This is a genomic window from Alterirhizorhabdus solaris (genome assembly GCF_007785815.1).
In the GTDB taxonomy this organism is placed as follows: Bacteria; Pseudomonadota; Alphaproteobacteria; order Sphingomonadales; family Sphingomonadaceae; genus Alterirhizorhabdus; species Alterirhizorhabdus solaris.
On record NZ_VNIM01000082.1, the window covers coordinates 1 to 17,927 of the forward strand.

Annotated in this window: 14 protein-coding genes and 3 pseudogenes; 6 read left to right on the plus strand and 11 right to left on the minus strand. The window is 59.9% G+C overall.

What is annotated here, in order from left to right; translation table 11 throughout:
• Nucleotides 1–483: 483 nt before the first annotated feature.
• Complete coding sequence (locus tag FOY91_RS16285) at nt 484–1,662, minus strand: zinc-dependent alcohol dehydrogenase (RefSeq protein ID WP_145154279.1); 1,179 nt, start codon at nt 1,660–1,662, stop codon at nt 484–486.
• A 118-nt stretch (nt 1,663–1,780) separates the two neighbouring features.
• Nucleotides 1,781–2,797, minus strand: coding sequence for an alpha/beta fold hydrolase (locus tag FOY91_RS16290; RefSeq protein WP_145154281.1), 1,017 nt, complete (start codon nt 2,795–2,797; stop codon nt 1,781–1,783).
• Between the two features lie 175 nt (nt 2,798–2,972).
• Here FOY91_RS16290 and FOY91_RS22055 point away from each other — a divergent pair.
• Nucleotides 2,973–3,305: pseudogene (locus FOY91_RS22055) on the plus strand (transposase); the annotation flags it as partial.
• A 264-nt stretch (nt 3,306–3,569) separates the two neighbouring features.
• Here FOY91_RS22055 and FOY91_RS16300 read toward each other — a convergent pair.
• From FOY91_RS16300 to FOY91_RS16315, 4 genes and pseudogenes are all read right to left on the minus strand, one after another.
• Nucleotides 3,570–5,756: a catalase gene (locus FOY91_RS16300; protein ID WP_145154283.1), complete on the minus strand. Its 2,187-nt coding sequence runs from the start codon at nt 5,754–5,756 to the stop codon at nt 3,570–3,572.
• Between the two features lie 369 nt (nt 5,757–6,125).
• Nucleotides 6,126–6,737 (minus strand): Ros/MucR family transcriptional regulator, encoded by a 612-nt coding sequence (locus FOY91_RS16305; RefSeq protein ID WP_145154285.1) that lies wholly within the window; start codon nt 6,735–6,737, stop codon nt 6,126–6,128.
• A 308-nt stretch (nt 6,738–7,045) separates the two neighbouring features.
• Nucleotides 7,046–8,043, minus strand: a pseudogene (locus FOY91_RS16310) (IS3 family transposase); the annotation flags it as partial.
• Between the two features lie 48 nt (nt 8,044–8,091).
• Nucleotides 8,092–8,322, minus strand: coding sequence for a hypothetical protein (locus tag FOY91_RS16315; RefSeq protein ID WP_145154287.1), 231 nt, complete (start codon nt 8,320–8,322; stop codon nt 8,092–8,094).
• Nucleotides 8,323–8,489: 167 nt separating this feature from the next.
• On the opposite strand from FOY91_RS16315, the gene FOY91_RS16320 reads away from it, so the two are divergent.
• Complete coding sequence (locus FOY91_RS16320; RefSeq protein ID WP_145154289.1) at nt 8,490–10,667, plus strand: putative bifunctional diguanylate cyclase/phosphodiesterase; 2,178 nt, start codon at nt 8,490–8,492, stop codon at nt 10,665–10,667.
• 330 nt (nt 10,668–10,997) lie between these two features.
• Nucleotides 10,998–11,501, plus strand: coding sequence for a YciE/YciF ferroxidase family protein (locus FOY91_RS16325; protein WP_145154291.1), 504 nt, complete (start codon nt 10,998–11,000; stop codon nt 11,499–11,501).
• 41 nt (nt 11,502–11,542) lie between these two features.
• Here the strand turns inward: FOY91_RS16325 and FOY91_RS16330 are convergent, their stop codons facing one another.
• Nucleotides 11,543–11,800 carry a hypothetical protein gene (locus tag FOY91_RS16330; RefSeq protein WP_238995749.1) on the minus strand — a complete coding sequence of 86 codons (258 nt, stop codon included), beginning with the start codon at nt 11,798–11,800 and terminating at the stop codon, nt 11,543–11,545.
• 387 nt (nt 11,801–12,187) lie between these two features.
• Between FOY91_RS16330 and FOY91_RS16335 the strand changes: the two genes are divergently transcribed.
• Nucleotides 12,188–12,397, plus strand: coding sequence for a hypothetical protein (locus FOY91_RS16335; protein ID WP_145154293.1), 210 nt, complete (start codon nt 12,188–12,190; stop codon nt 12,395–12,397).
• Between the two features lie 132 nt (nt 12,398–12,529).
• Here FOY91_RS16335 and FOY91_RS16340 read toward each other — a convergent pair whose 3' ends face one another.
• Nucleotides 12,530–12,793, minus strand: a complete 264-nt coding sequence (locus FOY91_RS16340; protein ID WP_145154295.1) for a DUF2243 domain-containing protein — start codon at nt 12,791–12,793, stop codon at nt 12,530–12,532.
• Between the two features lie 415 nt (nt 12,794–13,208).
• On the opposite strand from FOY91_RS16340, the gene FOY91_RS22715 reads away from it, so the two are divergent.
• Both FOY91_RS22715 and FOY91_RS21745 read left to right on the plus strand, forming a co-directional pair.
• The gene (locus tag FOY91_RS22715) at nt 13,209–13,799 is read left to right on the plus strand and encodes a Ros/MucR family transcriptional regulator (RefSeq protein WP_145154297.1); all 591 of its coding nucleotides are present in this window, start codon (nt 13,209–13,211) and stop codon (nt 13,797–13,799) included.
• A gap of 444 nt (nt 13,800–14,243) precedes the next feature.
• Nucleotides 14,244–14,417 (plus strand): hypothetical protein, encoded by a 174-nt coding sequence (locus tag FOY91_RS21745; RefSeq protein WP_162527256.1) that lies wholly within the window; start codon nt 14,244–14,246, stop codon nt 14,415–14,417.
• Nucleotides 14,418–14,790: 373 nt separating this feature from the next.
• Here FOY91_RS21745 and FOY91_RS16350 read toward each other — a convergent pair whose 3' ends face one another.
• The 3 genes and pseudogenes from FOY91_RS16350 to FOY91_RS16360 form a co-directional block, all read right to left on the minus strand.
• The gene (locus FOY91_RS16350; protein WP_145154299.1) at nt 14,791–15,210 is read right to left on the minus strand and encodes a DUF5818 domain-containing protein; all 420 of its coding nucleotides are present in this window, start codon (nt 15,208–15,210) and stop codon (nt 14,791–14,793) included.
• A gap of 695 nt (nt 15,211–15,905) precedes the next feature.
• Nucleotides 15,906–17,076, minus strand: a pseudogene (locus FOY91_RS16355) (IS3 family transposase).
• 333 nt (nt 17,077–17,409) lie between these two features.
• A partial coding sequence (locus tag FOY91_RS16360) for a UTP--glucose-1-phosphate uridylyltransferase (protein WP_275266042.1) occupies nt 17,410–17,927 on the minus strand: 518 nt, incomplete at its 5' end.

Consider the following 17,927-nt stretch of genomic DNA (forward strand, 5'->3'; position numbering starts at 1 on the left):
TTCAAGAACCGCCGCCTGGTCCGCGACTATGAGCAGCTCACCGCCGTCGCCGAAACCCTCATCACCATCGCCGCCTCCGCCACTCTGCTACGTCGATGGACGTGAGGAGACGGCCTTTTCAAACGCATTCTAATGGCGGATGCAGAAGGTCCGCAACAGTGAAGGAAATCGGGCGCCGGTAAGGCGTACGATATTCTCCCAGCAGGAAGCCGCGGGCCACGGGCGGTGAGCTATGGGACTTTCGGGTTGGTCCGGCCCGAGGCGCAAACGCCAGGTGTTGAGACGCGCATCATGGGGGGGATTGTTGTCTGGGGATGCGTTCGACCTAGACGTTGCTCGGAACCGGGGCATGAAACGGACGTTGGCGCGGTTGGTGGCATTGCCGGTGCCAGCGGCATCATCGCCGGAAGCGCAGCAACTGTGCGGCGGGCTCAGGGGGAGCCAACCTGAAACGCTTCGCTCCACCCTGATATCTCATTTCTGTCAGCCGTGCGGTCGTAGGACGACTTTGATCACACCCTCCTTCTTGTCGCGGAATTTCTCGTACATAACCGGCGCATCTTCGAGCGCGGCGGGGTGGGTCACAACGAAGCTCGGATCGATATCACCAGCCTCGATCCGGGCCAATAGCGGCGCGGCGTACCGCTGAACGTGGGTCTGGCCCGTCTTGATCGTCAGGCCCTTGTTCATCATCGCGCCGATCGGGATCTTGTCGCCCATGCCGACATAGACGCCGGGGATCGACACGGTGCCGCCCATCCGGCAACTCATGATCGCCTCGCGCAGGACATGGACCCGGTCGGTCGTGAGGAAGGTAGCAGCCTTCACCTTGTCCATCACCGCATCGACCGAACCGTGTGCCGATGCCTCACAGCCCACCGCATCGATGCAGCTATCTGGCCCACGCCCCTTGGTGCGAAATTGAAGTTCATCATACACGTCGTCGACTTCGGCGAAGTTGATGACCTCGGCACCGCCCGCCTCGGCCATTGCAAGACGTTCGGCCACCTCGTCGATGGCAATGACACGGCCCGCGCCAAGCATCAACGCAGAGCGAATCGCAAATTGACCGACCGGGCCACAACCCCAGATCGCGACCGTATCACCAGGTTCGATTTGCGCATTCTCGGCAGCCATGTAGCCGGTCGGGAAGATGTCCGAGAGAAACAACGCCTGCTCGTCGGTGACGTTGTCCGGAATTTTGATCGGCCCGATATCAGCCATCGGCACACGCAGATATTCGGCCTGCCCGCCACAATAGCCGCCCAGCATATGGCTAAAGCCGAACAGGCCGGCGGGCGAATGGCCCATCGCTTTTATCGCCATCTCAGCGTTCGGATTGGTTCGTTCGCAGGCCGAAAACAATCCCTTGCGACAGAAGAAGCAATCACCGCAACTGATGGTGAACGGGACGACAACCCGATCGCCGATCTTCAGATTGGTCACTTCCGACCCGAGCGCGACAACTTCGCCCATATTCTCGTGCCCAAGGATATCACCCGCCATCATCGTCGGCTGATAGCCATCGAGCAAATGCAGATCGGATCCACAGATCGCGCATGCGGTCACCTTGATGATGGCGTCCCGAGGATGCTTGATTTCCGGGTCGGCGACGGTATCGACGCGCACATCCCCTTTTTCGTGCCAGCATAATGCGCGCATCGATCGTCTCCTGAATGGTTGGTGTGTCGTCAGACTTTATGGACATCTGGCTAGAGCTCACGGTTTCGAACCCGCTATAGGCTCATGACCGCAGAGGATATCGGCTGGGCTTATCGGGTCAGCCTCGCGACGCGACCGCGTCGACCGCTGCGGCGACCTGATCAGGCACCGCGTAGTGAAACAGGTGCCCCTGACCGGGCACGATTTCCAGTACGCTTTGGGAAAGCTCCCCGGCGAGTTTACATGCGTGATTGTCGATATGCGCGATCTGGTCACCCTCGCCCGCGATGATCGTGACTGGCAGTTCAAGCTCCCCGTAACGGCGGCTGAGCGCAATCGCACCTGGAATCATCATGGCCGTATCGGCAGCCGTTGCCCGAATCTGGCTAGGCCGAAGCGCTAGGGCTAGCGGCACGTCGGCGAACTTCTTCGATACGGGCGCTGGCGCGAAGCTCGCCTTGATCCCGATCGGCCCGATCATAGCGCCCGTGAGCGGGGAGATCGTGTGGGCCATCATGTCTCCCAATATAGGAATCGCAGGAGTCGATGCGGGCAGCACGTCAGGGCGAGCAGTGCCATAGTAATAGCCGGACAGCAGCACCAACCCAGCCACACGGCCAGGGTGGTCGAGCGCCATCGCCAGTACGACCATCGTGCCCCAGCTATGACCGACGACCACCGCATTCGACACGCCTAGCTTTTCGAGTGCGGCCGCCAGCAACGCGGCCTGCGCTCCAGGCGTCCAGATCGTCGTTCGCGGGCGATCGCTATAACCGAAACCCGGCCGATCAAACGCGATGACGCGGTGATCTGCCGCAACGCGATCGAAGACCCCGCTGGCGATGAAGTCCTGCAGCATCACGCCGTTGCCGTGAAGCAGCACCACCGGCGTTCCGGTACCTCGTTCAACATAATGAAGGCGGACGCCGTCGACCTCAATAAATCTGCCCGCGGGCGGGTTGTTCGCCTCTGCTCGATGGGTCGCGAAACGATTAAACGCCGCAGCCGTAGCCAAAAAGCCGATGGCTCCGGCCGAGATAACGACCTTATTTCCGGCGATCCGCTCCCGCCACGAGGTTGACCCCTTCGGCATAGATTGCGGAGGACGGGCTTTTCGATGAGGCTTCTGTGTCATAATCGACCAACTGTTGTGCAACCCACAAAGTTCAATTAATATTGAAATCGATGGATATTCTTCGGTGTCTAATCCAAGTTATCATATAATTCTTATGCGGCCTATACGCGTCTATTCAATAAAACTACCGTAGATGCTTTAAGGCCCATTGCTGGCGGAGTAGGGAAAACGTGCAATGGCGCTGTTTTGGTTATCAGACGAGGCATGGGCGGCGGTCGAGCCGTACCTGCCTGTAAACCAGTCTGGCGCCCGTCGCGTGGACGACCGACGTGTGATCTCCGGCATCCTACACGTCCTTGAGATAGGCTGCCACTGGCGCGATTGCCCGTCTGATTACGGTCCATCGACCACGGTCTATAACCGGTTCAACCGTTGGTCGCGGCGGGGCTTCTGGCTCGGGTTGCTCAATGCGCTGGTGGAGGCTGGTGCTCTCGCGACGAGCACCGCGCCCAACAGCGCTTACGTTAGAGCGCAGCACGCAGGATTTAGCGTAAGCGGCGGCGTTAGACCAGGATAACCAGGCGTTTGGCACAATATGGCCGTGTTCCGACCATCCGTCCTTGGAAGGCGTTTTGGCGAATCGCAGCTGTCATCGTACCACCACACGTCACGCTACGGTCGCTGGCGACTTTCTTCCGGAAGAGTTTTACCGCCGGTCGTAGCCGGAACCGAACGATGAACCGATGCGTGACGACAATAGGGGCCGAGACAGCCATGATTGGCGGACGACTGCGTGCCGGTTCCTGTTTGAAGAACCAGCACGCAGTAGATGTTAGCTCTTGCGAACGGAGCCAGCGTCCAAATCGACATTCATTTCACGGGGCCAAAAGCGTAAATCGCGGCACGCGACAATCAGTGTTCTGGCATCCTTCACCTTGGCGAGCGGAACAAAGCCCGCGTCGAGTTCCGGGGGGATGCGGGCTTCGTCAAACAACGGCTTCGCATTCTCACCAACGCCGATGAATTTGCAGTGCCCGAATGCATCCGAGATGAAATCCTTCGAGGCGGCATCCTTGGCCAGCAGTAGAACGCCCTCGGCGGAAGGCAGCACGGCTACCGCATCGAACAAGACCGAAGGCCCGCCATCGATCTTGTGCTTGGCGGCAACCACCGTGCCATCGTCCAACGTGACGCCACCGATCTTCGGCGCCACGACCTCCCACATCGCGCCTTCGTCTTCCAGCGCGGCGGTAAGCGCGGTGAACATTGCTGCATCTGACCCGTCGGTCAGGAAGATGCCCATCTTGCGGCCCTTGAAGCTGTCTGGCCCGTTGACCAGAATGCTGAGCTTGGGTGAGGGCAGGAGGTCCATCGTCGGCATGGCAGCCTTGGCCGGATCGGGCAGCGCCATGCCCAAACCATCCGCAACCGTGGCGGCAAGTCCGTTGTCGATATTGAGCAGGTGCGACACCGCGCGGGCACGGATATCGATCCGCTCTACCTTCGACAGTTCGAACACGAGCGCATCGCTGAGATGCTTTTGTTCGATGGGCAGCTGACTGATGAAGAACTGCCGCGCCTGACTGTAATGATCGGCGAACGTCTCCGAACGGATACGCTGCTTGGTGCCCTGCACCTCGGCCGGAAAGCTTTTGAACCCGATCTCCTGATTCTCGCGCGGGCCGCCGTCGGCGCCCCAGCTGTTCGGTTCGTAGTTTGCGCGTCCCTTGGGGTTGCGCATTGCCATGTGGCCGTCCTGCTGAAAATTGCGCACAGGGCTGCGCGGCGCATTGATCGGCAGATGAGTGAAGTTCGGACTGCCAAGCCGCTTCAACTGCGTATCGAGATAGGAGAAGTTCCGGCCATGCAGCAGCGGATCGTCGCTGAAGTCGATCCCCGGCGGCACGTTCTGTGTGCAGAAGGCCACCTGCTCGGTATTGGCAAAGAAATTGTCTACGTTGCGGTTCAGCGTCAGCGTACCGATCGTGCGCAGCGGCACGTCCTCCTCGGGGATCAGCTTGGTCGAATCGAGGTGGTCGAACGGCAACCCGTCCGCCGTTGCCTGATCGAACAGCTGAACGCCGAGATCCCATATCGGGAAATCACCACTCTCGATCGCTGCCCACAGATCGCGTCGATGGAAATCGGGATCGGCGCCGTTGATCTTGACGGCCTCGTTCCAAAGAACCGACTGCAGACCCTGACGCGGGGTCCAGTGGAACTTCACGAAGGTGGATTGCCCTTCGGCGTTCACCAGCCGGAAGCTATGTACGCCAAAGCCCTGCATCGTGCGGAACGACCGGGGGAGGGTTCGATCCGACATCTGCCACATGATCATGTGCCAGGCTTCCGGGGTGAGCGTTGCGAAATCCCAGAAGTTATCGTGCGCGGATTGGGCTTGTGGAAAGCCGCGATCCGGTTCCTGCTTCACGGCGTGGGCGAGATCGGGGAATTTGATCGCGTCTTGAATGAAGAACACCGGGATATTGTTGCCCACGATGTCCCAGTTGCCTTGGTTCGTGTAGAGCTTCACCGAGAAACCGCGCACGTCGCGCGCCAGATCCGATGAGCCCTTGTTGCCGGCGACCGTGGAAAAACGAACGAATGCCTCGGTCTGCTGGCCCACCGTGCCGAGCACATCGGCTTGGGTAAGATCAGCTAGACTGTCGGTCAACTCGAAGACGCCGTGCGCCCCATAGCCGCGAGCATGGACGACACGTTCGGGAATGCGCTCATGATCAAAATGGAAGATCTTCTCGCGGAGTATGAAGTCCTCAAGCAGTGTCGGCCCGCGCGGCCCCGCCTTGAGACTGTTCTGCCCATCGGCGACAGGGATGCCCTGCTGCGTCGTCAACGTCATCGCCTCGTCGGTCGTGGTCTGGTGCGTCTCGCCGCCATTACCCTGCGTTCCGGCATAGCTGGTCGGGAGATCGGCACCGGCGGGAAGCGGCGATACCTTGGCGGGCGTTTCGCCCTTGATCTTGGCCGCATCGGCCGAAACAGGATTCTTCTTCGCCATCTTAGTCCTCCAGTCAGCGCATGAATGCACGTGAACATGGAAGGTAGAAAGGCGTATATATTTTATTTTGGGTGGAACCCTATCTAATTAATCTATGCTTATTGGTTTCAGATTCGAAGCGTGGCGGTTTGTCGGGCGATAACCCGCGGCAACCGGTGATTGCTTGAGGATCGCGACGACGTGCCTTGAATGGCGGTATCACCGTGTCAGTCGATCCGGACGATGAAGAACTGGCCGGCAAGGTCCGCGCCACTTTCAACGAATTCGATGCGAGTGAGTTCGTGGCGGATTGAGCATAGCGGGCGCGACCGTCCCCTGACGAATGGTTCGCAGGTAACGGGTGGGCGTCACTGGCACCCACCTCCTACCTCAGACTTTATCGGTAACTCCGCGCACCTTGGCGAGCGCATCGACGCCGCTCGGCTTCTTGGCAGCGCCTCTACGTACAGGCAGCTTTTCGGCTGCCGTAGCTCCACTTTTCGGCGGCCGTCCACGCCGTGGCTTGTCGATGGCAGGCGTCTCCGCGGGCTCGGCGGCTTGATTTATTTCAGGCTCATCTGCCGCCTGCGTCCGCGCAGCAGCCTTACGACCGAGGCCCAAGGAGTGTGCCAGCGTGCGACGCTTCTCGGCATAAGTCGGTGCTACCATCGGGTAATCGCTGGGCAGGCCCCACTTGCGGCGATACTCTTGGGGGCTCATATCGTAATTGGTGCGCAGGTAACGTTTGAGCATCTTCAGCTTCTTGCCGTCTTCCAGGCAGACGATGTGATCGGGCTTGATCGAAGATCGTATGGATACTGCCGGTTCTTGCTTTGCGAGTTCGGGTGCCTTGGGGGAATTCAGCCCCGTCAAGGCACCGTGCACGGCGGTGATGAGCTTTGGTAGCTCGCCCGCTTCCACCCCATTATTGCTAACATGCGCAACAACGATGTCGACAGTTAAGGTTAGGTGGTCGGTAGCAGCGTTGTCGTTCTCGATCATGGTGCGACCCTCATTATTTGTCGTTAGAGAAGAATGACGTCCGTACGCCAATTGATCGAATAAGTTAAAGGGTTTTGCCAGCGGCAAAGTTGGTTATGGGCAGCTGTGTTAGCCGGTGCGATCTATAAGCGGAGGCTTTGCCATTTTAAATGACGGCACCGTTCGATCACCCTCGCGGGAGCCACCGTTTGATGCGATTGACACGGCGATCGGTCTCCACCGAGTGGTCCGGTTTGATTGTTAGTGCATCGTTGCCTCGGTTGGTGCAGCGAAGCGGAACCGGACGGCGGCAATGGCGGTGTCGCTACCTACAGAGCCGGCGGCCGGTAGCCCAGGTGCTGTGGACGCACCGTGTTGTAGTGGCGCTGCCAAGCCTCGATCAGCACCTTGGCCGCGGCGAGTTTGTAGAAGATCTCGTCGGTGAGCCGCGCGTCACGGAGCGACCCATTGAAGCTCTCATTGTAGCCATTCTCTCAAGAAGAGCTTGGTGCGATGTAGAGCGTCTTCACGCCGATCTGCGCAAGGCAGAGTTGCACAGCGGTGGCAATGAACTCGGCACCATTGTCCGATCTGATAGGCCCTGGTGGTCACCGCGCGATAAGCAGATCGGCAAGCGCCGCCAAGACATCCTCATGCTTTAGCTGACGCGCGACGACGAGCGCGGGCATTCCCGGCTGGCCTCGTCGATGATGGTGAGGATCCGGACCTTACGCCATCATGCGTGCGCCCTCGACGAAGTCGTACCCTTCCGCAGCCGTTCCAACGATGCTGCACATCGCCGGAACCTTGGGCCGCTCCGCCCAGGCGTGCTTCGGGTATTCCGGCCTGAGCCGGATGCAGGAACCGTCATTGAGCCAAAGCCGGTCGCGCTTCGGTTAGCGCTGGGGCACCTTCAGCCCCTTCTTGCGCCAGATCCGCTCGACACTTTTGCGGTTCACTGTCCAGCCTGCATCGCGGAGCAAGGCAGTCACCCGCCGATAGCCGTAGCGACCATATTGGCTGCTGGCCCGCGCGATGATGTCGTCGGTGAGTCTCTGCTCGACATCTGCCCCGCGCGGCACCTTGCGATGAGTCGATCGATGTTGCCCCAGCACCCGGCATATCCGCTGCTCGGACACCGGCAGCTCGCGCCGCAACTGATCGATGCATCATCGCCGCCGCGCGGGGCTCAGAGGTTTCCCTGGGCCGCCTCCTGCAAGATCAGCTTATCGAGCGTCAGGTCGGAGCTTGCCCGGCGCAGCCGCAGGTTCTCCTTCTCCAGATCCTTCATCAGGCGAGCCTGATCTGTCGGTATCGGGCCACGCTCAATCGCCTTGACCAGCGCCGTGCGGTGAACCGCCTTCAGCAGTGACGATTACCCTAGCGCCTTCCGGTCGATCAGCCCGTCACGGAAGGCCGCGTTAAACTTCATCACCCAGGCCCGAACGATCTGCAACGTGACCCCGCCGATCCGCGCGGCCCCGGTCCGGCTTGACCCATCCATAGATCGCGGCCAGCGTGAGCAAGCGTCGGTTTGCGCACCGGTCTTCGACAGCCGGGCGGCGCGTCTCCCCTCGGTGTCGTCGAAGTCGGTGCGCGGCGCCATAGGATGGCAAACCCCAGTTCATTTGCCGTCCTGAACCGGAGACCGTTGCCGCTGGCAACCCTTAAGATCCACGATCCGGCAGCCTTGACATTAGGAGAATTCGCTGATGATTTACAAGATAGTAGGAGTCTTCAGTTATACCGATCTCCGGTGATATGAGGAACGGTATGCGATCGGCGCCACATCTTTTCAACGAGGATGCGCGCCTGGCGTCGCTTGCGGAGTATGATCTCCTGAGCGGCACGGACGATGTCGATCTCGATCAGATCGTTCAACTCGCTGCCCGCCTGTTCGATGTCCCAATCGCTCTTGTCTCGTTGGTTGAGCGTGACACGCAAACTTTCAAGGCGCGGGTTGGGATCGATGTATGCGGTACGGATCGTCACATCTCGTTTTGCGCGCACGCAATCGCGCAGGATGACGTCTTCGTCATCCCCGATGCCCTGCTGGACATACGGTTTGCCGACAACCCGCTGGTCACCGGCGATCCCGGCATCCGTTTTTACGCGGGCATCCCGCTGCGGTCGCCGACCGGACATGCGCTGGGCTCTCTGTGCATCATCGATCGCCGTCCCCGCAACGGTCTTTCGGTGGGTGAGCGAACGAATCTACACACACTGGCCCGTATCGTCGTGGACCGGATGGAAATGCGCCGCCTCTCGGTTGCAAGTGCCGTCAGCCAGTCGCGCTTCGAGAACATCGCTGCCACGTCTCCTGACGGCATCATCTGCGCCGACCAGCACGGGCGCATCACTTTCTGGAATGCCGGATGTGAGCGATTGTTTGGCTTCGGCGCCGGGGAGGCTTTAGGAACAAGCCTCGATATCATCGTGCCCGAACGGATGCGCGGCGGTCATGGCAGCGGGCTTCATCGTGTCGCCGCCGGCGGCACACCGAGACTCGTCGGCACCACGGTCGAACTCGACGCCTTGGGCCGGGATGGCAGTGAGTTTCCGATCGAGTTATCCTTGTCGATGTGGCGGGAGAGGGGGGCTGCCAGCTTTGGCGCAATCATCCGCGACATCAGTGAGCGTCGCGCCAACGAGACGCGGCTTTTCAACCTGGCGCATCTCGATAGCCTCACGGATCTGCCCAATCGGACCGTTCTGCTTAGCCGGGCGGCCGAATGCGCCGAAGCCGCCGAGCCGTTCGCAATTCTGATAGTCGATCTCGACGGCTTTAAAAATGTGAACGACACGCTGGGTCACACCGCGGGCGATCTGGTGCTGCGTCAGGTCGCCAGAAGACTGCTCGACTGCGTCGGTTCGACCGATACGGTAGCGCGTCTTGGCGGGGACGAGTTCGCCATCCTCATGCCGGGCCGTTCGACACAGGATGTGGTTGGCAGCGAGGCGGATTGCCTGATCGCCACGATCCGAAAGCCCTTCGTCGTGGATGGCCAATTGGTCCATGTCGGCGCGAGCATCGGGATTGCGTTCGGATCGGCTGACGGTGTCCATGCCGAGGATCTGCTCTCGGCCGCAGACCTGGCGATGTACCAGGCAAAAGGGGAGGGACGGAACTGCCGCCGTTTTTATGGCGCTCCGTTGCGCGAGGCTGCCATCAGCCGACGAGCGTTCGAGGGCGAGCTGCGGCGGGCGATCGACGAAAGCGAGTTCGAACTCTTTTACCAACCCCAGGTGTGCATCAGCGATGGTATACTGCTTGGTGTCGAGGCGCTGCTGCGCTGGCGTCATCCGGAACACGGCCTGCTTACCCCGGATCGTTTCCTGTCAACGATTGAGACCGGCCTGCTGGCGTCTGAGGTCGGCCAGTGGGTGATGGAGACGGCGTGCCGGGATGCCGTCGAGATTCGGCGACGGGTGCCGGATCTGGTGATGGGCGTGCACTTGTTCGGCGCGCAGTTTCGTACCGGTGACCTGGCGGAGGATGTCGGCGACGTGCTACGCCGCACCGGCTTGCCCGCCGCAGGGCTAGAGCTGGAGATCACCGAGAACATCGTGCTGCGCCATGATGACACCATGCTTGCACCACTCAGGGCATTGCGGAAAATCGGTGTCGGTGTCGCTTTTGATGACTTCGGCACCGGTTTCGCCTCCCTGAGCCTGCTGAAGCGCTATCCGCTGACACGCCTGAAGGTTGATCGCAGTTTCGTTCGCGATATCTGCGACGATTGCGTCGATGCCGCGATCGTAAATGCACTCGTCTATCTCGCTACCAGCCTTGGCGTCGAAGTCATCGCAGAAGGCGTGGAGACCAAAGCGCAGAGCGATCTTCTGCGTGCGACGGGCTGCCATGTCGCTCAGGGGTATCTCTATGGAAGGCCAATGCCGCTGAGCAAGCTCATGGATTTGGTCGCCACAAAGCCATTGTGGGCTGCATAGCTGAGGTACTTGGTCGCCGCCGTAGCCAACGCTGACATCGTTGGACATGGTCCGTCAAAACAGGCTCCGCGGGCAGTGTTGCAACATAGGTTTCATTCTTGTTTCCGGCCCTTACCGCCCGATCAGACACGAGATACCCGATGGCGTCACGTTCTTTCGCCAAACCGTATGGTGGCATGGACAAACCACGGCTGATCGAGGCAGGCGAGCGGCTTGCCAACGGCGGCGATAGCGCAAAGTGATTATTTGCCCAGCCGAAGTGACGGGACGGGCCTGACGGTGTCGCCAGGGCGTTCGTCTCACTGCTATTTCAGCATCAGGAGATTGACCATGTCAGACATCGAAACGCTCAAGGAGCTTTATGTCGATGAGATGAAGGATCTGTGGTCCGCCAACGACCAGATGGCCAAGGCGCTGACCAAAATTGTTGGTCAGGCGAGCAACGAGAAGCTGAAGAATCTGCTGGAATCGTCGCAGGCCGGCATCGCCAAGCATACCGATGTGCTAAAATCGCTGATCGACGGACAGGATGCGAAGCTCAAGAAGGAGCATTGCAAGGGCATGGAGGGTCTCGTCGCCGAGGCGCTCAAGCACACGGTCGAGGAAGCGCCGAAGGCTGGCCCAGTACGCGATGCATCGATCATCGCACAGTATCAGCGAATGACGCACTACGGGATTACCGGCTTTGGCACGGTCAGTGCGTTCGCCAAGGCGCTAAAGCTTGACGACGACGTCAGCAAGCTCAATGCCGCCGTCGACGATATGTACCGCGGCGACGACCTTATGAGCGAACTTGCCGAGTCCGCCGTCAATGTGGAAGCAGTCGACGGCTGACGGTATGTAAGCCGGGCACGCTGTGCCCGGCTCCTGCCTGCTTAGCCGGCGATATCCTGTGCGCCAAACTCGTCGAATGAGGCACGCACATTGTTTGCCATCGCCTCATCCTCGATATCGACCGAAACGATGATCCCGCCGTTCAGAGCCGCATCGTCGCGATCCGGCGGAGTGGGAGCACCCGCTTCGGTGTCCGAGCCGGCCCTCTCCTCACCCGCGCTATTGTCATCACCCTCAGCTGCGATGAATATGTCGGTGCGTTCGATCTTGTATTCCTGCACCAGGCGCTCGACCGTCATTTCGGCATCGCGGCGCGTTTTCGAATGTCGCCTTCAGCGTTGTACCCATGGTCATTTCCCTTCCTCATGTCGATCCCCAACGCACCAACCGCGACAACTCTGCCACAAGATCGGTTTAGGCGAGGGTTGATCATCGACGCGGTTTTTCACGAGTTGCTTCCGTCAGAAGACGCACGGTCATAACGTCCATCGATGCCCGCCACGGGTCAAGTTCGCAAACATCGGATGCCCATCCGCTCCGACAATGTAGCGCAGGCACCCGACGGGTGTCGTCCAGCATGGCTATGATCGCATGCGGCGCGCTATCTCGAGTCCGATTCAAGGTCGCGCCTTTCCACGAGGTGTCAGCGTTCCCACTTCTGCGTTCAGTTGTTACAGGAGTTGCCCGTGGACGTAGCCGCCGAACACCGTGCCCGTGCCGCGCAGGACCGCGCCAGGGCTGCCGCCGCCGTGCTACCCAATGTGCGCGCCCTGCACCTGCGTGCTGCCGAGACATGGGATGAAATGGCCCGCCAGACGGACTATGGGTCGAAGTGCGCGGCCACCAACAAGGCTGCGAAGGACGCCGACGATGCGCGTGGATCAGGCAGGTCATGAGCCTGACAACGATCGGCGTCCCGGCAGGGATACGATATCCTCCAAAGCAGGAATCCGGGCTACAAGGACGCGGCAAGCAGGGCCACGTGATTGCCGCCACCAACCGGGCCAGGCCGACCTGTTGACGACCCATCAGCGCTTGAGCTCACGCCGAGCCACGATCCAGCCACCCACCGCCATGGCCGCGCTCCACAGCAGGAAGGCATAGTCCCGGATCGACAGCCCCATTGGCTCATAGGCATGGTGGAGCTGGAGTAGATGGTGGTCGACCACGCCCTCCACCAGGTTGAACAAGCCCCACCCCATCAAGAGGGCACCGCCAGACAGTTGGCCGGAGAGATTAACGTTGTGGCGTCCAGCTCGCCTCAACAGCAGGATCTTGGTCGACGTTCTCATTCGGACGCGCGCGAGGGGCCGGCTGATTCGCGCAGGCGGTTGGCCGTCTTCGCCGACCGCGACCTTGCGGAAGGGCACCTCCGGCTGGGAGGCACGAAATCGAAGGCGGTGGTGTCGTGCGCGTTTGGAGACTGCCGACGAGATCGGACTTCGCACCGTCAGGCGGTAGCCAGCCTCGGGTTATTGCCAAATAATTTGGCGATACCCCCAATGGCGTCGGATAATACCCCTTGCACAAGCCACCGCGAGGATGGCGCCAAACGAGCGACGTTATTCCATACCTTGCACTTGCCCGATCGGCGATCGAGCCCATTTATAAAGACAAGCCCGATGGTCGTGCCTGCTCTACGCCCATCGGGGCATGACATCGCGCTGCCGTCGGAACCACTTTCAACGGTCGCAAGGAAAGAGCGTCATGTCCAGTCTCGTCGAACTCACCGTAGACATCGTCTCTGCACACGTTTCCAGAAATCCGGTGAGTGCGAGCGAATTGCCGACGCTGATCGAGGCGATCTACACAGCGCTCGTAAACGCAGGCATTCCTCCGAAAACCGAACCTGCCCAAGTGCCGGCCGTTTCGATCCGCAGTTCGATCAAGCCAGAGTACCTGGTTTGCCTGGAGGATGGCCAGAAGTTGAAGATGCTGAAGCGTTATCTGGCCACGCGCTATGGTCTGACGCCGGCTGACTACCGCGCGAAATGGGGTCTGCCGAACGACTACCCCATGGTGGCGCCGGCTTATACCGAGAAGCGGCGCATGCTGGCGCGCGCGAGCGGTCTCGGCCTTAGAAAGGTCGATGCCGAACCAGCCAAGGAGTCCTTACCGGAGCCCGAATTGATCGGTGCCCCAGAAGGTGCTGATAGTCCGCCGGAGATCGCACCGCCACCGACGGCGAAGAAGCGCAGTCGTCCGCGCAAGCTCTCGCTCAAGCCTGATAGCGAGGATAGCGCTACCACAGATCCGGTGGACGCGGAGGTGGGTGAAGCTGCAACGCTAGACGGCTAGCCATTGTAGCCTCTTACGTTACGCTCATTGAAGCTTATGCGGCCGGTGAACGGCGATCGACGGCTCGCCGGTCAAGAAAGGTAGGTGACACCTGGGACTACCATGCGATCGGATGGCGCTGAAAGGGGGCGGTAAGAAGGTTACCGCTTTGTCTGTTGGCGCCTGACCGGGATCACCAGCACCTCGTGTGCGTCAGCAAGACAACGAGTTCCGGCGGCCTGAATGAGTTGCCGCCGGCATGGTGCGTGGGCTTCCACTACCGACAGGTACATGCAGCACGATCCTTGAAATGATGGAGTCATGTAACGATGCCCTCTGCTTTATTAAGAAACAAAAGACCACGATCCAGCACTCTTAAAAAAAGATCTTGAGCCATCACAGGTTAAAGCCTATCTATCCCTTTTTGATAAACCTCGAGCATTGTGATGCGACTTGGGGGCTGCGGTGGACCGCCTGACGCTAAAGCTTGATGCACTTTCGCTGCTTGCTGCGGCGCGCACTGCTCACAGTCTCGCCGCAAGAGCGGCGCTGCGCGAACGCGCAGACCATGTGTTCGCCCAGGCCGAGCATCTCGAGAGAACCGGACACTACATCGAGTTGCCACCGCATTTTACATGACGGTTTTGCTGGACAAATGTCGACAAAAGATGCCTAGTTAAGCACGTTGATCGAACGGCGTGCCATGCCGGGGATGTCTGCTTGTTGAAAGTGGTCGGGCTTCTATGTCGGCAAGCTACCGGTTGTACCTGCTGGATCCACGCGATCGGAGGATCAGCGATGCTGTGGAAATCGGGTATTGCATCAGCGATGAGGTCGCCATTCTCGAGACAGAACAGTTCTTGAAATCGCAGCCCGTCGAATTGTGGGATCGTGCGCGCAGGGTCTATCAGTACGATCCTCAGGGTAGGCCCAGACGGATAAATGATCCCGGCACGAGACAGGTGTGATGGGATAACGTCTGCTGATCAAAATGAGCTCACCTGCGGATCGTTCAGGTCTCGACTGCGCAAAAGTTGTTAATGTGCAGGACGCGGCCCTCACCTCGGACACCCGATACTTTAACCTGTCGGTCGATGAAACGATCGATCCCCGCAGGAGCAATGATAAGCCACTCACGCCCATCATGCAGCTTTAATACGAGAGCAGAGCTCACGGCATGAAGCATGCCAGTAAATTCGTGACGGGTTCCTTCGGGCATTTGAGGATTTAACATCAGCTTTGAGGTTACCGTCAAGCCGCGAATCGACTCGGGCAGGGCTGCACGGATTAAAAATGTTGTTTCGCACCGAGAGTTGGGCCCGGAAAGTTGAGGGTAAAACTGACCGTGCAGCGCTCCAGCAAGGCTCCGCTGGCGAACTACTCCGCTCTTGGATACCGGTCTGTAGGTGGGTTCGATGAGCTGGTAGAGCACGTTACCTCAATCAGGCAGTTCATCTGCGCCTCGCCGCCATTGGCGCTATCGACATCGCGGCAAGCGCATGCTGGACCGGCAAAACGCGCGGCACACCATCCGGGTTTCCTGTCAGGGCAATTCAGTTTTTGAACCAATGAACTGGAATAGTCGACCGATGCGTACGTTGGCATAGACGTAGACGATCTGCGTCCGCAGCGTATCGCTGGGACAAAGCCAGCGAACTGGCTTGTTGGGCAAGTGCGTCAAGCACTTCTACAGCCTGTTTATCCTTCAGCATCGCCTTTGTCCGATTGGTCAACGATTTAGTTGCTAATATTTAAGATCAGTCTGTTGCAACATATCTCATAAAAACTGAAAAATCTTATAATGATAAGGCCAATATTTGTGCGAATAAAGTGCATTATTTAGGATTGAAACTGAGTGGCCCAACTCTACTTCTCGCATCCAGGTTCGTAATAGGCAAGCCCCATCCGACGGCCGATGCTGGTAATGGGTGGCTTTTTCAGGTCGGGGTCATGCTAAAACATGGCAAAAGTCCGACAAAGGCGCTGCCCGGCGACGAGCGGTTACGGCAGGACCGCGCCATTATCGGCCCCGCAGGCCGAGTTTGGTCGGGCCGGCGAGCTTCACATAATCGTTTCCAGCGGCTTGTCTCGGATGAATGAGCTGCTGCCGGTCCCATGGACACCAAGTCAGGCTACATGAGCCTGCTTCTCGAAGTCCATGGGGCTGAGATAGCCCAGGGTCGAGTGCCTGCGTGTCGGGTTGTAGAAGCGCTCGATATAATCGAACACGTCGGCCTTCGCGTGATTGCGCGTGCGATACGTCTTCCGGCCGATCCGTTCGGTCTTCATCGACGAGAAGAAGCTCTCCATCGCCGCGTTGTCCCAGACGTTGCCCGACCGGCTCATCGACCAAGTAACGCCATTGTCGGCCATCAGTCGCTGGAACTGCTCGCTCGTATATTGGCTGCCCTGGTCCGAGTGATGCAGCAGGGCATGGGGCTTTCCGCGCCGCCAGATCGCCATCATCAGTGCGTCGGTGACGAGCTGGGCAGTCATGGTATCGCTCATCGACCAGCCGACCGCACGGCGCGAGAACAGGTCGATCACGACGGCGACATACAGCCATCCCTCAGCGGTCCAGATGTAGGTGAAGTCTGCGATCCACCTCTGGTTGGGCGCCTCGGCGGTAAACTGGCGGTCGAGGATGTTGTCGGCAATGACCGACCGCAGACCATCGTCCTTGGGCAGGCCACGACGTCGCGGACGCGCCCTCAGGCCCTGCACACGCATCAGTCGCTCGATGCGATGCAGACCACATGACAGGCCTTCGGCCAGAAGATCGTGCCAGACCCGGCGCGCACCATACGTCCGATAGCTGGAAATGAAGCTGGCGCGCACCTTGGCACCGAACTCCTCATCGCTGCGGGCGCGGGCGCTGGGTGCCCGGACCAGCCAGGCGTGAAAGCCGCTGCGCGAAACACCGAGCGTCTCGCAGATCCACGATACCGGCCAGATCCCTCGGTGCTTCGCTACGAACTCGAACCTCATATCGGGTCCCTGGCGAAGTAGGCCGCCGCTTTTTTTTTGATGTCACGCTCCGCCTTCATCCTGGCAAGCTCACGGCGCAGCCGCTAAATCTCCTGCTGCTCCGGCTTCATCACACCATGCCCAGAAAACGCCGATCCCGGATCGGCCGCCTGTTCGCGAACCCACTTGCGCAGCACGTTCTCATGCAGGTCCAGATCGCGCGCCGCCTGCGATACCGACACCCCGCGCTCCCGCACCAGCTTCACCGCCTCGAGCCCTTCGACAAGCTCAGGAGAGCCTTGAACTCGCGGCTGAACTTCCGTTGTTGCATCGCCATGCTCCAGTTCCAAAAACACCTTGGTGTCCACGGAACCGGCAGCGGCTCAGTATTCACAAGCCAAAAAAGTGCCCGCTCTTCATCGTGCCAAAGCGGCTGCCTCACGGACCAACGATGCTGCAGGCGAGAGCGAACCTTCATGACGGCTTCCGCCATCGCGAATAAGGTCCCCGTGCTTCGTCGCAACACGCACGCGACTGGTTGATCGGGCGGCTTGCACCTGGCAGCCTCGATACTTCGTTTTCAGCGGGATGACGACTTGGCTAGTCCGGCAGACGAAGAGCGGCAGGCTGTGCGTAGCTTTCTCGGTCCGCTGAACGCTACTGGTTACAGCCCCGCGATGAACGCCCGCACTTCGCCGGCGATATCGGGCCGTTCCAGCGCCAGCGCGATGTTCGCCTGGATGAAGCCGGCCTTGTCGCCGCAATCGTGGCGCATCCCGTTGAAGGTCTGCGCGTGGAACGGCTGGACGCCGATCAGCTTGGCCATCGCGTCGGTCAGCTGGATCTCGTTGCCAGCACCGCGCTCGCCCTTGCCGAGCAGGTCCATCACCTCGGGCTGGAGGATGTAGCGGCCGACGGCGGCCAGCCGCGACGGCGCCTTGCCCTTCGGCTTCTCGATCAGCCCCTTCACCTCGGTCACGGCGCCCTCGATCAGCCCCGGATCGACGATGCCGAAGCGATCGGTATGCGCTTCCGGCACCTCCAGCACGGCGATTACGTTGCCGCCCTTGGCCTCGTAAGTTTTGGTCATCTGCGCCAGGCACGGCGAGGCCGGGTTCCACAGCAGCTCGTCGGGCAGCAGCACCGCGAACGGCTCGTCGCCGATCAGGTCGCGCGCGCACC